Annotated in this window: 16 protein-coding genes; 6 read left to right on the forward strand and 10 right to left on the reverse strand. The window is 60.4% G+C overall.

Features of this window, described 5'->3' with window-relative positions:
* On the reverse strand, positions 1-1464 hold the full coding sequence (gene dacB / locus ACVWSC_RS08975) for a D-alanyl-D-alanine carboxypeptidase/D-alanyl-D-alanine endopeptidase (protein WP_442113302.1): 1464 nt from the start codon (positions 1462-1464) through the stop codon (positions 1-3).
* Between the two features lie 313 nt (positions 1465-1777).
* Between dacB and ACVWSC_RS08980 the strand changes: the two genes are divergently transcribed.
* Positions 1778-2122: a YggL 50S ribosome-binding family protein gene (locus ACVWSC_RS08980; RefSeq protein WP_133211096.1), complete on the forward strand. Its 345-nt coding sequence runs from the start codon at positions 1778-1780 to the stop codon at positions 2120-2122.
* A gap of 40 nt (positions 2123-2162) precedes the next feature.
* Here the strand turns inward: ACVWSC_RS08980 and ACVWSC_RS08985 are convergent, their stop codons facing one another.
* The 6 genes from ACVWSC_RS08985 to ACVWSC_RS09010 form a co-directional block, all read right to left on the reverse strand.
* Positions 2163-5822, reverse strand: a complete 3660-nt coding sequence (locus ACVWSC_RS08985; RefSeq protein WP_442113303.1) for a transporter substrate-binding domain-containing protein — start codon at positions 5820-5822, stop codon at positions 2163-2165.
* Positions 5823-5830: 8 nt separating this feature from the next.
* Entirely contained in the window at positions 5831-6457 is a 627-nt protein-coding gene (locus ACVWSC_RS08990; protein WP_442113304.1) for a response regulator, read from the reverse strand.
* 303 nt (positions 6458-6760) lie between these two features.
* The gene (locus ACVWSC_RS08995; protein ID WP_442113305.1) at positions 6761-8092 is read right to left on the reverse strand and encodes a deoxyguanosinetriphosphate triphosphohydrolase; all 1332 of its coding nucleotides are present in this window, start codon (positions 8090-8092) and stop codon (positions 6761-6763) included.
* 110 nt (positions 8093-8202) lie between these two features.
* Positions 8203-8535, reverse strand: a complete 333-nt coding sequence (locus ACVWSC_RS09000) for a hypothetical protein (RefSeq protein WP_442113306.1) — start codon at positions 8533-8535, stop codon at positions 8203-8205.
* Entirely contained in the window at positions 8532-8909 is a 378-nt protein-coding gene (locus ACVWSC_RS09005; protein WP_442113307.1) for a phage holin family protein, read from the reverse strand. The genes ACVWSC_RS09000 and ACVWSC_RS09005 overlap by 4 nt, the downstream gene beginning before the upstream one ends.
* An 8-nt stretch (positions 8910-8917) precedes the next feature.
* Positions 8918-9232, reverse strand: coding sequence for an ElaB/YgaM/YqjD family protein (locus tag ACVWSC_RS09010; protein WP_442113308.1), 315 nt, complete (start codon positions 9230-9232; stop codon positions 8918-8920).
* Positions 9233-9533: 301 nt separating this feature from the next.
* On the opposite strand from ACVWSC_RS09010, the gene ACVWSC_RS09015 reads away from it, so the two are divergent.
* Positions 9534-10742, forward strand: a complete 1209-nt coding sequence (locus ACVWSC_RS09015; RefSeq protein ID WP_442113309.1) for an ammonium transporter — start codon at positions 9534-9536, stop codon at positions 10740-10742.
* On the opposite strand, the gene ACVWSC_RS09020 is transcribed toward ACVWSC_RS09015, so the two are convergent.
* Positions 10743-12701: a monovalent cation:proton antiporter-2 (CPA2) family protein gene (locus tag ACVWSC_RS09020; RefSeq protein WP_442113310.1), complete on the reverse strand. Its 1959-nt coding sequence runs from the start codon at positions 12699-12701 to the stop codon at positions 10743-10745.
* 178 nt (positions 12702-12879) lie between these two features.
* Here ACVWSC_RS09020 and ACVWSC_RS09025 point away from each other — a divergent pair, with 178 nt between their 5' ends.
* The 4 genes from ACVWSC_RS09025 (at position 12880) to ACVWSC_RS09040 (ending at position 14977) form a co-directional block, all read left to right on the forward strand.
* On the forward strand, positions 12880-13116 hold the full coding sequence (locus ACVWSC_RS09025) for a glutaredoxin family protein (protein WP_442113311.1): 237 nt from the start codon (positions 12880-12882) through the stop codon (positions 13114-13116).
* A 91-nt stretch (positions 13117-13207) separates the two neighbouring features.
* Positions 13208-13639, forward strand: coding sequence for a D-Ala-D-Ala carboxypeptidase family metallohydrolase (locus tag ACVWSC_RS09030; RefSeq protein ID WP_442113312.1), 432 nt, complete (start codon positions 13208-13210; stop codon positions 13637-13639).
* Between the two features lie 88 nt (positions 13640-13727).
* A complete protein-coding gene (locus tag ACVWSC_RS09035; RefSeq protein WP_442113313.1) occupies positions 13728-14039 on the forward strand; it encodes a transcriptional regulator in 312 nt (103 codons plus the stop codon).
* Between the two features lie 50 nt (positions 14040-14089).
* Positions 14090-14977: a pseudouridine synthase gene (locus tag ACVWSC_RS09040; protein WP_442113314.1), complete on the forward strand. Its 888-nt coding sequence runs from the start codon at positions 14090-14092 to the stop codon at positions 14975-14977.
* A 187-nt stretch (positions 14978-15164) separates the two neighbouring features.
* Here ACVWSC_RS09040 and ACVWSC_RS09045 read toward each other — a convergent pair whose 3' ends face one another.
* Entirely contained in the window at positions 15165-16730 is a 1566-nt protein-coding gene (locus ACVWSC_RS09045) for a methyl-accepting chemotaxis protein (protein WP_442113315.1), read from the reverse strand.
* Between the two features lie 251 nt (positions 16731-16981).
* Entirely contained in the window at positions 16982-19723 is a 2742-nt protein-coding gene (gene acnA / locus ACVWSC_RS09050; protein ID WP_442113316.1) for an aconitate hydratase AcnA, read from the reverse strand.
* Positions 19724-19934 lie beyond the last annotated feature (211 nt).

Genomic DNA, 19934 nt, shown 5'->3' on the forward strand with positions numbered 1-19934 from the left:
TCAGGGTTGAATCGCTGCGGTGCTGTTAACCAGTTTCGGCTGGCGGTACAGGTCGAGCAGTACCTGGTCGAGCACGGCTGAGGCGCCCCATGGTTTCGGGTCGTTGAGGATCGCGGCGACTGCCCAGGTGTTGCCGTTGCTGTCGCGGCTAAAACCGGCAATGGCCCGCACGGTGTTCAGGGTGCCGGTCTTGATATGGGCTTCACCGGTCATGGCGGTGCGCTTGAGGCGCTTGCGCATGGTGCCATCCATGCCGACCAGCGGCATCGAGCTGATGAACTCGGCGGCATATGGGCTTTTCCACGCCGCTTGCAGCAAGGCGGCCATTTCCCGGGTGCTGACCCGCTCGGCACGCGACAGTCCGGAACCGTTCTCCATGATCAGGTGCGGGGCGGTGATGCCTTTTTTCGCCAGCCACTGACGTACCACGCGTTGCGCGGCACGCGCATCGTCGCCATCGGCATCGGTGCGGAACTGCGCGCCCAGGCTCAGGAACAGCTGCTGGGCCATGGTGTTGTTACTGTACTTGTTGATGTCCCGAATGATCTCGACCAGATCCGGCGAGAAGGCACGCGCCAGCAGGCGGGCGCCTTTCGGGACGTTGTCGACCCGGTCGCGGCCCTGGATGGTGCCACCCAGCTCATTCCAGATGGCCCTGACGGCGCCTGCGGCATAGGTCGGGTGATCGAGCAGCGACAGGTAGGTCTGCGAGTTGCAGCCATCGCCCAGTTGCCCGCTGACCACGACGGTCACGCCATCGGCCTGAGTGATCGGGTTGTAGCGCACGTCACCAGTGCATTGTTTGCTGTTGACGGCCTTCACCTGGTTATCGATGCGGATGCTGGCAATCGGTGGTTCGACCGAGACCAGCACCTTACCGCCGTCATTGCGGGCGACGAAGCGCAGGGCCTTGAGGTTGACCAGCAGCGAGTCGGGCTTGACCAGGAACGGCTTGTTGTCGTCGCCGCCGTCATCGTTGAACTGCGGCAGTACCGGCTGGACGAAGTGGCTACGGTCGAGCACCAGGTCGCCGCTGATGGTTTGCACGCCGTTGGCACGCAGGTCGCGCATCAACAGCCAGAGCTTTTCCATGTTCAGTTTCGGGTCACCGCCGCCCTTGAGATACAGGTTGCCTTGCAGGGTGCCGTTACGCAGCGGGCCGTCGCTGTAGAACTCGGTTTTCCACTGGTGGGTCGGGCCGAGCAGTTCCAGGGCGGCATAGGTGGTGACCAGCTTCATGGTCGAGGCCGGGTTGACCGAGACATCGGCGTTGAACACGGTGGGGGTGCCTGGGCCGTTGAGCGGCAGCATCACCAGCGACAGGGCGGAGTCTTGCAGCTTGTTGGTTTTCAGCGCTTGCTGGACTTTAGCCGGCAGCGTGGTATTGACGGCAGCGGCCTGGGACGGGAGTGCAATGGGCAGCAGCAGGCCGGCAAGCAGAAGAGGGCGAAGAGATTTGATCATGTGCAATAAAACCCTGCGAGCGAGGGGTGAAAAAAACGGAGCGAGAAAAGGTGAAGGCCCCGGAACGAAAAATATAGCGCGCATTATGCCCCAAGGCGCACAGCGATGGGGGAACCGCAAGGGGCGGCTTATCGGCTTTTATTTCCCCCGGTAGGCGCGGGCTTGCCCCGCGATTGCGGTGTATCAGGTAAATCGCGATCGCGGGGCAAGCCCGCTCCCACCGGTGGGCAAGCCGTCGAGGAACCTTTTATTCCGGCAGCTTCGTGGTGAAACTGGTAAAGTGCGCGGCGTTATTACTCAAGAGGATTGTTTCATGGCCACTAACCGTTCCCGCCGTCTGCGCAAAAAGCTCTGCGTGGGTGAATTCCAGGAGCTGGGTTTCGAGCTGAACCTGGAGTTCAAGGAAGACCTGTCCGACGAAGCCATTGACGCCTTCCTCGATGCGTTCCTCGACGACGCCATGGACGCCAACGGTCTGGACTATGTTGGCGGCGACGACTTCGGCCTGGTCTGCTCGGCCAAGCGCGGCTCGGTTACCGAAGAGCAGCGTGCCACTGTTGAAGCCTGGCTCAAGGCGCGCAGCGAACTGACCAAAATTGAAGTCAGCCCACTGCTGGACGCCTGGTATCCGGAAAACCCGATCAATCCGGTTGCCTGATGCCTGTTGAAACGGCGGCCCTGGTGGCCGCCGTTTTGTTTCAGCCTGCCTGCGTTGCGGCGTCGTTTGCATCTGTGTGATGCAAGTGCTGGCGCAGGGCGCACTCCACGGCCGCAATGGCCGTTGTCACCTGTTGCTGGTGAAGCTCAAGCGTAGATGCGGGGGCGTTCGTCAGGCAATCCGATTCCAGTTGTTCGCAGGCATCAACCAGCGTGCTGGCTTGAATAATCCGCGCAGCGCCAAGTACACGATGCGCTTCGTTTTTCAATTGTTCGGACTCAAGCGTCGGGTCCAGCGCCTCGAGGATTAGCCGATCCTTGCTGAAACTGCGCTGAAGTTGTTCGAGCAGGGCGCGTAAGTCGCTGGCACTGCTACCTACCACGGGCTGCAGGCCCTGCAAGTCGAACGGGGCAAGCGCGTTGGCGGGTTCACTGCGGGGAAGTGGTTGTACGTTGGCCAGGCGTTGGCCCAAGGCTTTGAGGCTGATCGGCTTGAGCAGACAGTCATCCATGCCAGCTTGCTGGCACTGATTGCGCACTTCTGGCTGGGCGTTGGCGGTGTAACCCAGAATGGTGCAATGCGGCCACTGCCGTTGACATTCTTCGCTGCGCACCGCCCGGGCGAACTGATAGCCATTGATGCCGGGCATGTTGCAGTCAAGGATCAATACGTCGAAGGTCCCGCGCCGCCACAGTTCCAACCCTTCCTGGCCATTGTCGACGCTGCAATGTGCCAACCCCAGGTAGTTGAGCTGTTGGGTCAGTAGCAACAGGTTGGCGGGGTGGTCATCGACCACCAGCACGTTCAATGCCGCAACGCTGATGTACGGCTCCGGGTTGGAGGTAGCCAGTTTGGCGTGGCTGGGCATCAGTGTCACCGGCAGGCAGACATGCGCGCGGGTACCTTGGCCGAATTCACTGTGCAAGGTAAGACTGCCGCCCATCAGATTGCACAGGTCGCGACAGATGGAAAGGCCCAGGCCGGTACCGTTGCGCGCCAGCATGCTGTCGGGATTGGCCTGAACGAACGGCAGGAACAGGCGTTGCTGGTCCTGTACGCGGATACCGATACCGCTGTCCTGGACGCTCATGTCGAGCGTGGCTTGTCCGGGCTCTGGACCGGCCTTGAGGGTCAGTTCAATGACAACCTGGCCATGTTCAGTGAATTTGATAGCGTTGCTGACCAGGTTCGAGAGAATTTGCTTGAGCCGCAGCGGGTCGAGCAGTACGTAGGCGCGCGCGCTGGGGTCGATACCCACCGTCAACTGCAGGTTTTTCTGGCGGGCCAGGCCGTCGAAGACTCGACCGACAGACTCGACCAGTTGCGCCGGGCACACACGCTCTGGTGCCAAGGTCAGATGCCCGGATTCGATCCGGGCAATGTCGAGTATGTCGCCGATCAGGGCCAGCAAGTCTTTGGCCGAGTTATAGGCGACTTCGACAGCTGGACGATCCAGTTGGCCCTGGTTGGCTTTTTCCAGGGTCAGCTCAAGCATGCCGAGAATGGCGTTCATCGGGGTGCGGATTTCATGGCTGATGGTTGCCAGAAAGGTACTTTTTGCCCGATTGGCATCATCGGCCTGCTGCTTGGCCAGGCTCAGGTCCTGAATCAGCTGGCGTCGCTCGCTGATGTCGATCCAGCCACCGATAATGCCTTGAACCTCACCCAGCGAGTTCCGGTAGGGCAGGATCCAGTGATAGATCGTCACCGCGCGGTCGTTGAGCAACAGCGGCCGGTCGACGATCAGCGGCTTGCCTTCGCGCATTACCTGGCGGTAATCGGCCTGCATTTGGCTGGCATAGCAGGTGTCGCCCAGCACGCCGTCTTCCAGGCGCTTGCCGAGCACTTCATCGTGCTGTAACTGCAGCGCTTGCAGATAGCTGTCGTTGCAGCTTTGCAGGATGCCCTCGCGATCGCGCACGTAGATGGGATGGGGCGTGCCGTTGAGCAGTGTGCGCATGAATTCAAGCTGGTCGCCCAGCGCACGCTCGGCGGCTTCGCGTTGTTTGATCTGGCGCCGCATCCAGGCGTTCCACGCCAGTGACAACAGCAGCAAAACGCTGATGCCCAGGACGATTTGCAGGATCAGTTGATGGTAGGTGGTCCAGTACGCATCGTTTTCGCTGCTGTAGCCGCGCCAGCGGCTGTTGATCACGCCCAGCTCTTCAGGGGCAATACTGAGCAACGCTTTGTCCAGGATCGAGGTCAGCTCCTGCGCATGCCCGGCTGTGGCCATTGAAAAGGTTGCCGGTTCGGCGCCAACCGAAGCCCGGATGGCCAGGTCATGGCGGTTGGCAAGGCTGAAATTGGCATGCACCAACGCCGTGATCGCCGCATCCACATAGCCGCTGGCAAGGGCTTCGATGGACTGCTCGCTGCTCTCGGTCGCGATCAACTGAATGCCCGGCACACGCTTGCGCAGGCTTTCAACCAGAGGGCTGTCGCGCACCACGGCCACCCGCCGGCCGGGTAATTGCTCTAGCGTGGCAGGTTGTTGCGGCCCTTTGCGGGTGATCAGTACATAGGAGTTTTCCAGGTAGGGGCGGCTGATGGTCAGGGTGGCTTGCCGACGTTCGCTGGGAGAGATAGCCGCAATCACGTCGGCCCGGCCATGGTTGACCCGATCGATCATGTCACTGATCCCGCTGGCGCGTTGAATGTCGAAGCGCAGCCCGGTGCGCAGGCGAATCAGTTCGAGCAGATCGGCGGCAATGCCGCGAAAACTGCCGGCATTGTCGAAGAACGTCAGGGGCGCATCGGCTTCGTTGACCACGACGCGCACCACCGGATGCTGGCTCAGCCAGCGCTCCTCGCGCTGGGAAAGCTGCAGTTTTCGGTCGGTTAGCAGCACGTCGCTGCCGGCGCTCCAGCGTTTGAAGATGCTGTCTCGCGTGGCACGTGAGAGGTTATCGAGCGTGGTATTGATCAATTGCAGCAAAATGGGGTTGTTTTGCTGCACCGCAAAGCTGAAGCCGACCGGCTCGTGTTTGCCGAAGTTGGCCATCTTGACGTTCTTCAAGTGGCCCTGGTTGATCAGGTAGTGGGTAGAAATGGTGTCGCCGAGAAACACATCGGCTTGGTCGAAAGCCACGGCATTAAGGGCATTCTGATAGGAAGGATAGGCCTTGATCGTGGCGTTGGGGTAGTTGGCGCTGACCTCGGCAAGCGGCAGATAGTGATACACCATGCTCAGGCGCAAGCCCGCAAGACCCGTGTCAAGGGGGCGGCTTTCGTTCTCGCGGGTAACGAGCACCGGCTGATCTACCGCGTAGGGCCTGGACAGCATCAGCCCTGGCGTAGCGGCTTCGTAACCGTTGGCACTGCCGAGCATATCAATCTGCCCCAGCGTCAGGGCGTTTACCGCCTCCTGACGACTGGCGAAGCGCCGCACCTTGATCGGCACACCCAGGGCCGCTTCCACTATGCCTGCAACGTCAGCCGTCAGTCCCTCGTAGTCTCGGCCGCTGGCGGTCATGTCGAAGGGCGGGTAGTCCGGTGCTGAAGTACCCAGCAGCAACTGCTCTTTGCTTTGCAGCCAGCGTCGTTGTGCCGGGCTCAACGAGAGATTCATCGGCTCCGGTTGCGAGCGACTGAGTAGCTGGTAAGTGCTGGCCGGAGCATCGTCGGCATGCGCCGAGGCGAACAGACACAGGCAGGCCAGAACGCTGGCCAGGACATAGTGGAGGATGCGGCTAGGCATGGATTGGCTCAAACCAGGGCATTGCGTTTAGCCATTTCAATAAGTTCGACCAGTGAGTTGGCTTTGAGTTTTTGCATCAAGCGCTTCTTGTAAGTGCTCACGGTCTTGTTGCTGAGAAACATGCCTTGGGCAATTTCCTTATTGCTTCGGCCTTGGGCAAACAGTTGCAGTACCATCAACTCCCGATCATTGACCTGCTTGAACAGCTCAAGCTCACTGTGTTCATCGCTATTGGGGCGCAAGTTGTTGATGGCCTGGCTGGGGAAGTAGTTGTAACCCGACAGTACCGCTTTGATTGCACTGAGCAGCTCGCTCAAGTCTTCCTGTTTGCACACATAGCCGGCCGCGCCTGAATGCATGCAGCGAACAGCAAACAGTGCCGGTGATTGCGCGGTGAGTACCAGAATCTTCAGGGGCGTGGCCATGCTGTGAAAGCGCGATAGCACTTCCAGTCCGTCGAGTCGGGGAATGCTGATGTCGAGAATGATCAGGTCCGGTAGGCATTCGCGAACCATTTGCATGGCATCCACGCCATTATCGGACTCACCAACTACGTTATAGCCCTCGTTTTCCAAGAGCATGCGTACCGCCAGGCGGATGACCGGGTGGTCGTCGATGATAAATACAGAGTGCATGTTGACGGTTCCAGATAAGGTGCCAAAGGTAAGCGGGCACCTTAACGCAGATGGAACAGGTCGCACATGAACTCAAAGGGAGGTTGGTGCTATATCGGAAATGTCTGACTCTAATCGCAGTATTGGACTACAGGTGATATTTCGTATTGTTGCTGTGAGAGTCGGTACTGGTAACTTTGTGTATCTTTTTCCGGGCTTTGTTTAATTTAAAACTGTTGTGTAGTTAATGTCCTACATGCAGGTGCATGAACACGAGGTTGGCTCCCCGGCCACATGCTCACACACCTGCCATTCGCACGCCTCTCAGGTCGGGCTCGATCGTCCCGTCATTTCTCGCGCCATTTCGCTGGCATAGCTGTCTGTCATCCCGGCGATGAAGTCGATCATGCGCAGGAATGAGGTATGCAGCGGCGCATTCGGGTTGGGGGCATTGTTACCCAGCAGGTCGAGGATGCGCCGGCTCTTGAACGACGGTGTGCGGCCACCGTGTTGTTCCAGGGCCGCGCCGCAGAAGGAGTTGAGCAGGATCTCGAGGGTGGTGTAGGCGCCAATTTCATGCAGTGTTTTGCGCTTGTCCTGGAAGATTTTCTTGCGCGCCATGTCTTTGGCTTGCAGCACACAACGTTTGGCCGGCCCGTGCATGTGTTCGACCAGATCGCCCTGCAGTTGCCCGGCCAGCAACGCATCCTGCTGCTCGACAAAGGCGCGGGCGGCGGCATTGGTCAGGTGTTCGATGGCCTTGCCACGCAGAATCGCCAGCTTGCGCCGTCGTGAGTCGCCCGGGCCCAGTTGCCGATAGGTTTCTGGCAGGTCGTCACCGACCAGGCTCAATAGCAGCGACTCCACCTCTGGGTAATCGAGCAGTTCCATCTCCAGGCCGTCTTCCAGATCGATCAAGGCATAACAGATGTCGTCGGCTGCCTCCATCAGGTACACCAGCGGGTGGCGGGCCCAGCGTTGCTCCTCAAGCTGTGGCAGGCCTAGTTTGCGGGCAATCTGCTCCAGCAGCGGCAGCTCGCTCTGGTAGCAGCCGAACTTGTGTTTCTTGTAGCCCAAGGCATCGGCGTGGCGGGCGGTCCAGGGGTATTTCAGGTAAGTGCCGAGGGTGGCATAGGTGAGGCGGGTGCCGCCGTCGAATTGGTGGTATTCCAGCTGGGTGAGTACGCGAAAGCCCTGGGCGTTGCCTTCGAAATTGAGAAAGTCGGCACGTTCGGTCTCGCTCATGGCGTCCAGCCAGCCACGCCCGGCAGCCTGTTGGAACCAGTGGCGGATGGCGTCTTCACCGGAATGGCCAAACGGCGGGTTGCCGATGTCATGGGCCAGGCACGCCGACTGCACGACCATGCCCAGGTCGCTGGGTTCGCACCATTGCGGCAGCCGGTCGCGCAGGGTTTCGCCAACGCGCATGCCCAGCGAGCGGCCCACGCAACTGACTTCCAGCGAGTGGGTCAGGCGCGTGTGGATGTGATCGTTGCTCGACACCGGGTGAACTTGAGTCTTGCGCCCCAGGCGGCGGAAGGCGCCGGAGAAGATGATTCGGTCGTGGTCCTTGTGAAACGGGCTGCGCCCGAGTTCTTCGGGGCTGTGCAAGGTTTTACCGAGACGCTCGCGGGTAAGCAGGGTGTGCCAGTCCAAGGCCAATTCTCCGATACAGGGGCAGGCCTCTAGCTTCCCGTGTCGGCGCAGCGCCTGCAAGCCCATTGTCAGGGGGCTTGCAGGCGTGATCACCCTTCAATCGAGTGACCCTAGCGTTTGTTGGCGCCAGCCTGCATGACCAGTTTCAGCAACGGCAGCAAGCTGCTGCCCAGGCGTATCATCCGGCTCAGGCTGCCGTTGCGGGTGCCTTTGCCGGTGAAGAAACCCAGCACCACCACCGCAGCGATTCCCCACAAGGGCGCATGCTTGATGCCGAGCCCGCCTTGCAGGCTGTCGCCCACGGCACGCAAGCGGCTCAGGGGCGCCAGCATCTGGCTGGACTCGTGGCGTATTTCCTGGCGGTGCATTTCCAGGCGCAGGCGCACCAAGGCCTTGCGCAGCTCGCGCCGGTTGGTGGTTTTCGGTAGCTCAGGCAGGCTCATGGCAACAGGCGCTCCCGGTCTTTGGCAAGTTCTTCAAGCGTTGCACTGAAGGGCGACGACTCGTCGTACACCGCAGCTTTGAGGCGCAAGCCACAGAACAGCGCTGCCAGACCGTAGAACACGCAGAGGCCAATCACCCCGGCGAGACGGTAGTTGTCCCACAGCAGCACCAGCACCAGGGCCGACAATGCCACCAGCAACAGCAGGGTAAACACCAGTGCCAGCCCGGCAAACAACAGCAGGCTCAAGGTACGGGCTTTCTGCTCCTGCAGTTCGATGCCGAACAATTCGACATGACCGTGCAACAGCCCCAGGACCGCAGCACCAAGGCGTTTGCTTGATGCCGGGGCGGTGTCGTTCGCTTCGCTTTGCATAGCCAACCTCAGCGCCGATTGGCGAGCAGGCCGATCAAGAAACCGACGCCTGCGGCGATACCAATCGATTGCCACGGATTGCTTTGTACGTAGTCTTCGGTCGCGCTGAGGGCCGCCTCGCCGCGCTCACGCACAGACTCCTGGGTCAATTGCAGAGTTTCCCGTGCGCGCAGCAGGCTGTCGTGAATCTGACTGCGTAGCTCGTCAGCCTGATCGCCGGCCAGGGTCGCGGTGTGTTCCAGCAATTTTTCGGTGTCACGAACCAGGGCCTGAAAGTCAGCCATCAATACATCTTGAGCAGTCTTTGCCGATTTGCTGGTCATGGGGCTCTCCCTAAGGGTGTGTGGCTATTTTGAGTTGCGGGCGCGGGCGAAGGTTCAGTGAAAAAAGCCTTGGTACAGGATTTGCTGTTCCAGGGTGCACTCAGCTCCGGTGCCTGCGCCAAATCAGCGCGTGAACATACGCCGGGCCTGTAAACCTTAACCCAATCCACGACAAACCCAAGGAAAAACTCCAGCGATCAGCAGGGCCAGCCACAGCGGTGGTGATTCGATGGCCCAGTATGGTGCAAAAAGGAGTCACTCCGCGCTGTCTTGGTGCTTTTTCTGAAGGCCTGCCCATTCCATGGAAAATCTGCAAAGCGCGGTGGACACCCTGGTCCACGGCTCCAACACACTGTTCATTCTGCTAGGCGCCGTTATGGTCCTGGCCATGCACGCTGGTTTTGCCTTTCTTGAAGTGGGCACCGTTCGGCACAAGAATCAGGTCAATGCCTTGTCCAAGATTCTCAGCGATTTTGCCGTATCGACCCTGGCGTATTTTTTTGTTGGCTACTGGATTTCCTATGGTGTGAGCTTCCTGCAGCCGGCCGCGGTGCTCAGCAACGACCACGGTTATAGCCTGGTGAAGTTCTTTTTCCTGCTGACCTTTGCCGCAGCCATTCCGGCGATTATTTCCGGTGGCATTGCCGAGCGCGCCCGGTTTGCCCCGCAGTTGTGCGCCACGGTGCTGATTGTGGCGTTTGTCTATCCGTTCTTCGAAGGTGTTGTCTGGAACGGTAACTTCGGCCTGCAGGCTTGGTTGCAGGCGCAATTCGGTGCCAGCTTCCATGATTTTGCCGGCTCTGTCGTGGTGCATGCCATGGGCGGCTGGCTGGCGCTGACGGCGGTGCTGCTGCTTGGCCCGCGTAATGGTCGCTACCGCGAGGGCAAGTTGGTGGCGTTCGCACCGTCGAACATTCCGTTCTTGGCCCTGGGCTCGTGGATTCTGATCGTCGGTTGGTTCGGCTTCAATGTCATGAGCGCCCAGACCCTGCAGGGGGTCAGCGGGTTGGTCGCGGTGAACTCGTTGATGGCCATGGTTGGCGGTACGGTGACGGCGTTGCTGGTCGGCCGCAACGACCCGGGCTTTCTGCACAACGGGCCATTGGCCGGGTTGGTGGCGGTGTGTGCGGGTTCGGATCTGATGCACCCGGTGGGTGCGCTGGCCACTGGCGCGATTGCCGGGGCTTTGTTTGTCTGGTGTTTCACTGCGGCGCAAAACACCTGGAAGATTGACGACGTTCTTGGCGTCTGGCCACTGCACGGCTTGTGCGGGGTGTGGGGTGGCATTGCTTGCGGGATTTTCGGTCAAACCGCGCTGGGTGGCCTGGGCGGCGTGAGCCTGATCAGCCAGTTGATCGGCAGATTCGCCGGCGTGCTGGTGGCGCTGTTGGGCGGCTTTGCGGTGTATGGCCTGATCAAGCTGTTGCTGGGGTTGCGCTTGAGTCAGGAGCAGGAGTACTACGGCGCCGACCTGTCGATCCACAAGATCGGCGCCACCAGTCAGGATTGATCAGCGCCCGGCGACCAGGCGTGATTCACAGGCGGCCAGGGCGGCAACCGGACCGCTCAGTAGCACCGCATCACCGGCATGCAGGCAGGTGTCGGCGTCCACGGCCAGTTCTTCACCGTTGCGCTGCACCGCCTGGATCTCGACACCCAGCTGTTCCAGGTCCAGCCCGGACAGTGGACGGCCACAGGCGTAGGCGTCGGGCTGCAGGTTGACCGCATGCATCATGGTCTTGGGCAGGCCTTCGCTGTCGACCGGGCTGGTCTGGGCGCCTTGATAGAAGGCTTGCAGCATGCGGTAGCGGGTCTGACGCACTTCATCGATACGCGCTTGTACCTGATCCATCGGCAGGCCAAGCATGACCAGTGCATGGGACGCGAGCATCAGGCTCGACTCCAGCAGTTCCGGTACCACCGCCGTGGCGCCGGCCTTACGCAGTTCTTCACGCTGACTGTCGTCGCGGGTACGTACCAGGATCTGCACATCGGCGTGACGTTCGCGCGCCGCTTTCAGTACGCTCATGGCGATATCGGTCTTGTCCACGGCAATTACCAGCAGGCGTGCACGCTCAAGGCCGATGGCACTGAGCAATTCTCCGCGGCGTGAGTCACCGTAGTGCACGCAGCTTTCGCCAGCCGCGGCTTCCTGCACCCGTACCGGGTCATCATCGAGGGCAATGAACGGGATGTTTTCCCGGCGCAGAAAACGTCCGATCGATTGTCCGACCCGGCCATAGCCGCAGATCAGCACGTGTCCGCTCATTGCCGCACTTTGCGCTTCGATGGCTTCCAGTTGTACTTCCTGGTTGGGCTTGCGGTGCAGGCGGGCAGCGATGCCTGGCGCGGCGCGTAGCAGCAATGGAGTGACCAGCATCGAGCAGAAAGTGGCGGCTAGCAGCAGGTTGCCGATGGCTTCGGGCAGTAGTTGGGTTTGCTGCATTTGCGCCATCAGGGCGAAACAGAATTCACCCCCCTGGGCCAGGGCCAAACCACTGCGCCAGGCGGTTTCAGCGTCACTGCCTTGCACGCGGACCAAGGCGGCGACCACACAGCCTTTGACCAGCAGCAAGCCCAGGGTCAGGGCGAGGATTTCCAGGCCGTGGCTGGCGAACAGCTGCAGGTCGATGAGCATGCCAATACTGACGAAAAACAAGCCCAGCAGAATGTCGCGGAACGGACGGATATCGGCTTCGATCTGATGACGGTAGTTGCTTTCGCCCAGCAGCATGCCAGCCAGGAACGCCCCCAGCGCCGGTGACAGGCCAAGCAAGTGGGTCAGCCAGGCGGTGAGCAGGACGATCACCAGGGCCAGCAATACGAACAGTTCGGCCGAGTGAGAACTCGCCACTTCGTGAAACAGGCGTGGCAGCAGCCAGCGACTGGCAAGCAACAAGCCGACGAAGAGGATCACGGTTTTGCCCAGGGTCAGCGGCAGTGCCCAGTACCAGGCCTGACCACCTTCACCGGCAAATACCGGAACCAGGGTGAGCAGCAAGACGGCAACCACATCCTGGAACAGCAAAACGCCAATCGCGTTCTGGCCATGGCTGCTAAAAATCTCGCCAAGGCTGGTCAGTTCCTTGCTGACGATGGCCGTCGACGACAAGGCCAGGCCTGCACCCAATAACAGCGCTGCGTTGGCAGGCATGCCGAGCAACGCCAGGAGCCCAGCCAGCAGTACTGCCGAGCAGGCAACCTGAAGGCTGCCCAGGCCAAACACAACTTTGCGCAAGGCGAGCATTTTCGACAGGGAAAATTCCAGGCCCAGCGAGAACAGCAGGAACACCACACCCATTTCGGCAAGGTCTGGCAGTTCCTCACTTTCGTTCACCCAATTGAGGGCAGTGGGGCCGACAAACAGACCGACGCACAAGTAGCCCAATACCGGTGGCAACTTCAGGCGCCGGAAGAAGGCAATGACGACCAATGAGGAGGCCAAAATGATCAATAGGTTGGCAAACACAACATACTCCATGTAGGGAGGCCGCAAAAAACCAGTAAGCATGGGCCATGCTTGTTCAGTGGGCGCTGATCTGAATCACACTTTAGTCGGGATTGAACCACGGGTGCTCTGCGCTCGACGCCCCCCGACGGCAGACCTAGAATAATGGTCCCTTTTTACTTCTTGCCGGTACTGATAAATGCTGCCTGAATGCCAACTCTACGGCACCCTGGGTTGCCACCTGTGCGAAGTGGCCGAAGCCCTGTTAATGCCATTTGTCGAACATGGTCTGCTGGTTGAGCTGGTGGATATTGCCGAAGACGAGTCCATGGTGGAGCGCTTTGGCCTGCTGATACCGGTGCTGCGCCGTTGTGACAACGGCGCACAGCTGAACTGGCCGTTCGACGCCGAGCAAGTGGTGGCCTTTCTGCGTTGAGACAGGTTTCAGGGTGACGTTTCCTGTCGTGCGCGACAGCAGCGCGCTGTGCACACTCCTTGGGCGCTTTTATGCATACCAAGGAGCAGGCATGAATCTAAGTGAACACTTCACCCTGGCCGATATGACGGTCTCGCAGAGCGCCGCGCGTAGCAATATCGACAACACGCCGGACGCCAACACCGTCAACAATCTTCGTCGTCTGTGTGCGCTGCTGGAGCAGGTCCGGCTGTTGGTCGGCAGGCCGGTGCTGGTTACCAGTGGCTATCGCTGTGCAGCGTTGAATCGGATGGTCGGAGGTGCACCGCGTAGCGCACATGTACAAGGGCTGGCAGCAGACATCAATGTCTCGGGGCTGACGCCCGCAGTACTTGCGCGGCGTTTGGCGGACAGCGCCTTGATGTTTGACCAATTGATTCTCGAGTTCGATAGCTGGGTACATCTGGGCCTTGCCGAGGGGGCCGAGCGTCGTCAGATCCTGACGATCCGCAAGGGCACCGGCTACCTGCGAGGGCTGGTCTAGGTAGGGTCTGATTGACGCGTCTGAAAACTCTGCATATGCTGTATATAAATACAGTATAGGGGTGGCGCTTGCCTCAAGGATGTACAGCATGGTCAATGTCGAACAACTGAAATACACCGTCAACCGTATGCCGGTCGCCATGGTCAGCGAGGCGGTGCTCGAGTTGCGCCTTGACGGCCTGGTGCTGGAGGGCAAAACGCCCTTTAACAAGTTGCACTTCAATACCTGCTTCGCCGAGATCGAAGCGCTGTTCCAGCGCGCTGGTTATCACCGTCCGCTGGATGTGGTTGGCTATCAGGGATTGTTGTATGCCCTTTACGACCCCAGTCGCTGGGAGGCTGTTGATGTGCTGCGCTGGCTCAAGGAGTTCGTCGAGGCGGCTGCAAGCGAGGCTGGCTGAGGCGCCGGGCATGCGGGATAATGCTTGGTCTATCTGTCACGAGCGTTCCCATGGCCACTGCCTCCTTCGACCCGGCTAAGCATCAAGCCAGCACTGTCTGCCTGCCCGTTGGCAACTGGGAGACCGTGCTCGACTGCCTGAGCGAGCATTTCAAGGCCATTGGCCGCGAGCAGTGGCTTGACCGGATTGCGCGCGGCCGCGTGCTGGACGCCCAAGGGCAGCCGATCAGCGCTGCGCTGGCCTACAAGCCAGGCCTGCGCATTCACTATTTTCGTGAAGTGCCCAACGAGAAGCCGATCCCGTTCCACGAGCAGATTTTGCATGTCGACGAGCATCTGGTGGTGGTAGACAAGCCGCACTTTCTACCGGTGACGCCCACGGGCGAATACGTTGAGCACACTTTGCTGCGGCGGCTGATCCGCCGTCTGGATAACCCGCACCTGGTGCCCTTGCACCGGATTGACCGCCACACTGCCGGGCTGGTGCTGTTTTCTGCCAACCCCCAGAGCCGCGCGGCGTATCAATCGTTGTTCCCCAATCGCCAGATCGACAAACGTTACCAGGCGATTGCCCGGGCCTTGCCGCTGCTTGAGTTTCCGTTGACGCACAAAAGCCGCATGGTCAGTGGCGAGCCGTTTTTCCGCATGCAGGAAGTCGAAGGGCAGAGCAACAGTGAAACCCTGGCCCAGGTGCTGGAAAAGAACGGTGAGTTGTGGCGCTACGGGTTGTCGCCGATCACCGGCAAGACCCATCAACTGCGTGTGCACATGACGGCATTGGGCGCGAGCATCTGCAATGATCCTTTTTATCCGCAAGTTGTGCCGGATCAAGATGATTACAGCAAGCCGCTGAAGTTGTTGGCGCAGAGCCTGCGTTTCAACGACCCCCTAAGCGGCGAAGAGCGCTATTTCGAAAGCCGGCTGACCCTTGACTGGTAGTAGGGGCAAGCTTACAGACTGTGTAGGAGCAACTTGCACCACCTGTGGGAGCGGGCTTGCCCCGCGAACACGGGCGAAGCCCGTGCCATTCACCGCAGTGCCTGCTTCGCGGGGCAAGCCCGCTCCCACAGGATGATCAAGACAGTTGCTCCCACAGAGGGTGTAAGGCCGTTGCTCCCACCCTTTGTCAGCGGTTGAAGCGTTCGACCAGCGAGTACTGCGTGGTCGCGGTGCGGGTCAGTTCTTCGCTGAGCAGCGCCGAGTGCTGCGCCTGTTCGGAGGTCTGGTCCGCCAGGTCGGCGATGGTGCTGATGTTGCGGCTGATTTCATCGGCAACCGCTGTCTGCTCTTCGGTAGCTGCAGCAATCTGCGTGGTCATGTCGGTGATGTTGGCCACCGCTTCGCTGATACCGACCAAGGCCTGGTCAGCCTCCATGACCCGCGCTACACCTTCCTCGGCCTGACGATGCCCGGCTTCCATGGTTTGCACGGCATTGGTGGCGGTTTGCTGCAGCTTGGCAATCAGGCCGTGGATCTGGCCGGTCGATTCGCTGGTGCGTTGTGCCAGTTGGCGAACCTCGTCGGCCACCACGGCAAAGCCGCGGCCCATCTCGCCTGCACGTGCAGCCTCGATGGCGGCGTTGAGTGCCAGCAGGTTGGTCTGGTCGGCAATGCCCTTGATGACATCGACTACACCACCGATTTCATCGCTGTCACGCGCCAATTGGGTCACGGTCAGGCCGGTTTCGCCGACTGCCGCCGACAGGCGCTGGATGGCGTCACGGGTTTCGCCCGCGATATCGCGGCCACGGCCAGTCAGGCGGTTGGCTTCCTGGGTGGCGTCGGCAGTGCGCTGCACGTGGTTGGCCACTTCCTGAGTGGTGGCGGCCATTTGGTTGACGGCGGCGGCGACTTGTTCGGTCTCGACTCGCTGGCGCTCCAACCCCGAAGAACTGTTGTGGGCCAGGGTATCGGATTGCCGGGCCTGTTCGTTCAGGTGTTCTGCGGTGTCCTGCAGACGGGTCAGGCAGGTTTTCATCCGTGCGTCCTGACTGAGCATGGCCATTTCCAGACGGGCCTGAACGCCGCGGCTGTCGGTGTACATCTGGGCAATCAGCGGGTCGGAGGTGGCCTGTTCGGCCAGGCGTAGCAGACGCTTGAGGCCACGTTGCTGCCAGCTCAGGCCCAGCAGGCCGAGCGGCACTGAAAGGGCTGCCGCCAGGGCAAAGCCCCAGGAATGACCAAGCCAGTTACCGATCAGGAAACCAACCTGGCTGACCAGAATGAACGGCAGCCAGTCTTGTACGACTGGCAGCCATTTGTCACGGCGCGGGATCGCTGTGCGCCCTTGGTTGATGCGCTGGTACAGGGCCTCGGCCCGACGTACCTGTTCGCTGGTTGGCTTGACCCGAACGGACTCGTAGCCAACCACCTGGTTGTTTTCGAACACCGGGGTGACATAAGCGTTGACCCAATAGTGGTCGCCGCTTTTGCAACGGTTCTTGACGATGCCCATCCATGGCAAGCCTTGCTTGAGCGTGCCCCACATGTGCGCAAATACCGCTGGCGGAACATCGGGGTGGCGTACCAGGTTGTGCGGCGCGCGCAGTAGTTCCTCGCGGGAAAATCCGCTGATTTCGACGAAGGCATCGTTGCAATAGGTGATAACACCCTTGGTATCGGTGGTCGAGATCAAGCGTTGTTGAGCTGGGAAAGTCCGTTCGCGCTGGGTTATTGGCTGGTTGTTACGCATAAGCTGTTCAATCCGCAAGGCTTTCGTGGTGTATCGGCAGTGTGAAGGTTTTGTTGAATGAATATTTTCGATCCTTGATCTGGCTCAAGGATTCACGGCAGGGCTTACGCTATGTGATGCGCGCAAACTTCAGCGATTTCGCTGCATTCTTTCATATTTTTGACACAAAAGTCGGCGAGTGACCGCTCAGTCTAATGGCGCTTTCACCCTGTAACCGTGGAAGGCCCGGCCGTTGCGGCCGGGCCGCGATTTCACGCTGCGATCAATTGCCGCAGCACGTAGTGCAAGATCCCGCCGGCCTTGAAGTACTCCACTTCATTGAGGGTGTCGATACGGCACAACACCTCGAACTGTTCCTGACGCCCATCCTGGCGGGTGATGTTCAGGCTGAGGTTCATGTGGGGCTGAATCTTGGCATGGCTCAAGCCGAGGATATCGATGCGCTCGCTGCCATCGAGGGCCAGGGTCTTGCGGGATTGGCCTGCGATGAACTGCAAGGGCAGCACACCCATGCCAACCAGGTTGGAGCGGTGAATACGCTCGAAGCTTTCCGCCAGCACCGCTTTGATCCCCAGCAAATTGGTACCTTTGGCCGCCCAGTCGCGGCTTGAGCCGGTGCCATATTCCTGACCGGCAATCACGATCAGCGGCGTACGTTCGGCCTGGTAGCGCATGGCCGCATCGTAGATCGCCATTTTCTCGCCGCTCGGCACGTGGAGTGTATTGCCGCCTTCTTCGCCGCCCAGCATCTCATTGCGGATGCGAATGTTGGCGAACGTGCCGCGCATCATCACTTCATGGTTGCCACGGCGTGAGCCGTAAGAGTTGAAGTCGCGCGGTTCCACGCCTTTGTCACGCAGGTAACGTCCGGCCGGGCTGTCGGCCTTGATATTGCCGGCAGGGGAGATGTGGTCGGTAGTCACCGAGTCACCGAGCAGGGCCAGGACCCGGGCGCCAGGAATGTCTTTGATCACTGGCAACGGCCCGGTGATGTCGTCGAAGAACGGCGGGTGCTGGATGTAGGTGGAGTCGTCCTGCCAGACGTAGGTGGCTGCCTGTGGCACTTCAATCGCTTGCCATTGAGCGTCGCCGGCGAACACTTCAGCGTATTCCTTGTGGAACATCGCCGTGTCGACGCGGGAAACCGCTGCGGCGATTTCCTGCTGGCTTGGCCAGATGTCACGCAGGTACACCGGCTGGCCATCGGAGCCGATACCCAGCGCTTCGCTGCTCAAGTCCAGGCGCACGCTGCCGGCCAGGGCATAGGCGACCACCAGTGGTGGCGAGGCCAGCCAGTTGGTTTTCACCAGCGGGTGCACCCGGCCTTCGAAGTTGCGGTTGCCCGACAGTACCGAAGCGACGGTCAGGTCAGCAGCAGTAATGGCTTTCTCGATCGCATCGTCCAGCGGTCCGGAGTTGCCAATGCAGGTGGTGCAGCCATAGCCGACCAGATCAAAGCCCAGTTCATCCAGGTAGGGTGTGAGGCCGGCGGCCTTGTAGTAGTCGGTGACGACTTTCGAACCAGGGGCCAGTGAACTCTTGACCCAGGGCTTGCGCTTGAGACCTTTCTCGACCGCCTTTTTCGCCACCAGGCCCGCCGCCATCATCACGCTGGGGTTGGAGGTGTTGGTGCAGGAGGTGATGGCGGCAATGACCACAGCACCGTCGCGCAGTACGTGGCTTTGGCCGCCATGCTCATAGCTGGCTTCACCGGCCTGATCGGCATTGCCCACGGCGACACCGCCGCCGCCTTCACTTTCCAGGCGGCCCACATCTTTGCTCGAGGCGCGCAGCTGCAAGCCGAGAAAGCTGTCAAAGGCCTGGCTGACCTGCGATAGCGCGACGCGGTCCTGAGGGCGTTTGGGGCCGGCCAGGCTGGCTTCAACTTCGTGCATGTCCAGGGCCAGGTTGTCGGTGAACAGTGGCTCCTGGCCGGGCAGGCGCCACAGGCCCTGTTCCTTGCAGTACGCTTCAACCAGTTGCACCGTTTGTTCAGGGCGCCCCGACAGGCGTAGGTAATCTAAAGTGACCTGGTCGACCGGGAAAAACCCGCAGGTGGCGCCGTACTCGGGGGCCATGTTGGCGATTGTGGCGCGGTCAGCCAGCGGCAGGTCCGCCAGGCCATCGCCGTAGAATTCGACGAATTTGCCCACGACACCTTTCTTGCGCAGCATCTGGGTGACGGTCAGCACCAGGTCGGTGGCGGTGATGCCTTCGCGCAATTTTCCGGTCAGCTTGAAGCCGATCACTTCCGGGATCAGCATCGACACCGGTTGGCCGAGCATGGCCGCTTCCGCTTCGATACCGCCGACCCCCCAACCCAGCACACCCAGGCCGTTGATCATGGTGGTGTGCGAGTCCGTGCCGACCAGGGTGTCGGGGAATGCGTAAGTACGGCCGTTTTCTTCGCGGGTCCACACCGTGCGTCCCAGGTACTCCAAGTTAACCTGGTGGCAAATACCGGTACCTGGCGGCACTACGCTGAAATTATCGAAGGCATTCTGGCCCCAGCGCAGGAACGCATAGCGCTCACCGTTTCGCTGCATTTCGATATCGACGTTCTCGGCGAACGCCTGCTGGCTGGCATAGCGGTCGACCATCACCGAGTGGTCGATGACCAGGTCCACCGGCGACAGCGGGTTGATCCGTTGCGGGTCGCCACCGGCCCTGGCCATGGCCGCGCGCATGGCGGCCAGGTCGACCACCGCCGGAACACCGGTAAAGTCTTGCATCAGCACCCGTGCCGGGCGGTACTGGATTTCGCGGTCTGAGCGGCGCTCTTTGAGCCAGTCGGCGAGGGCGCCGAGGTCGGCGCGGGTGACGGTTTTGTTGTCCTCCCAGCGCAACAGGTTTTCCAGTAGCACCTTCAGCGACATCGGCAGGCGCTGCAAGTCGCCCAGCTGTTTAGCGGCTTCAGTCAGGCTGAAGTAGTGGTAGGGGCGGTCAGCGACCGTGAGCGTCTTGAGGGTTTTCAGGCTATCGAGCGAGGGCATTACCAACTCCTTCTGCGCCGGTGCTCGGCAATCTTCCTTGCTGTCGCCGATGCACCGCCTCTGTGGGGTCCGCACGGCACGGACCTGGCTGAACGGTCAGGTTAGCCCCGTTTGGCGCACCTGACCAAGTACTGGACCGGCGGGGCATGTCACAGGTTCCGATCTTCCTTTATCATTCGCGCATTTGCCGGCGCAGTGCATTGCGCCCGGT

It is taken from the genome of Pseudomonas sp. NUPR-002 (assembly GCF_056322725.1).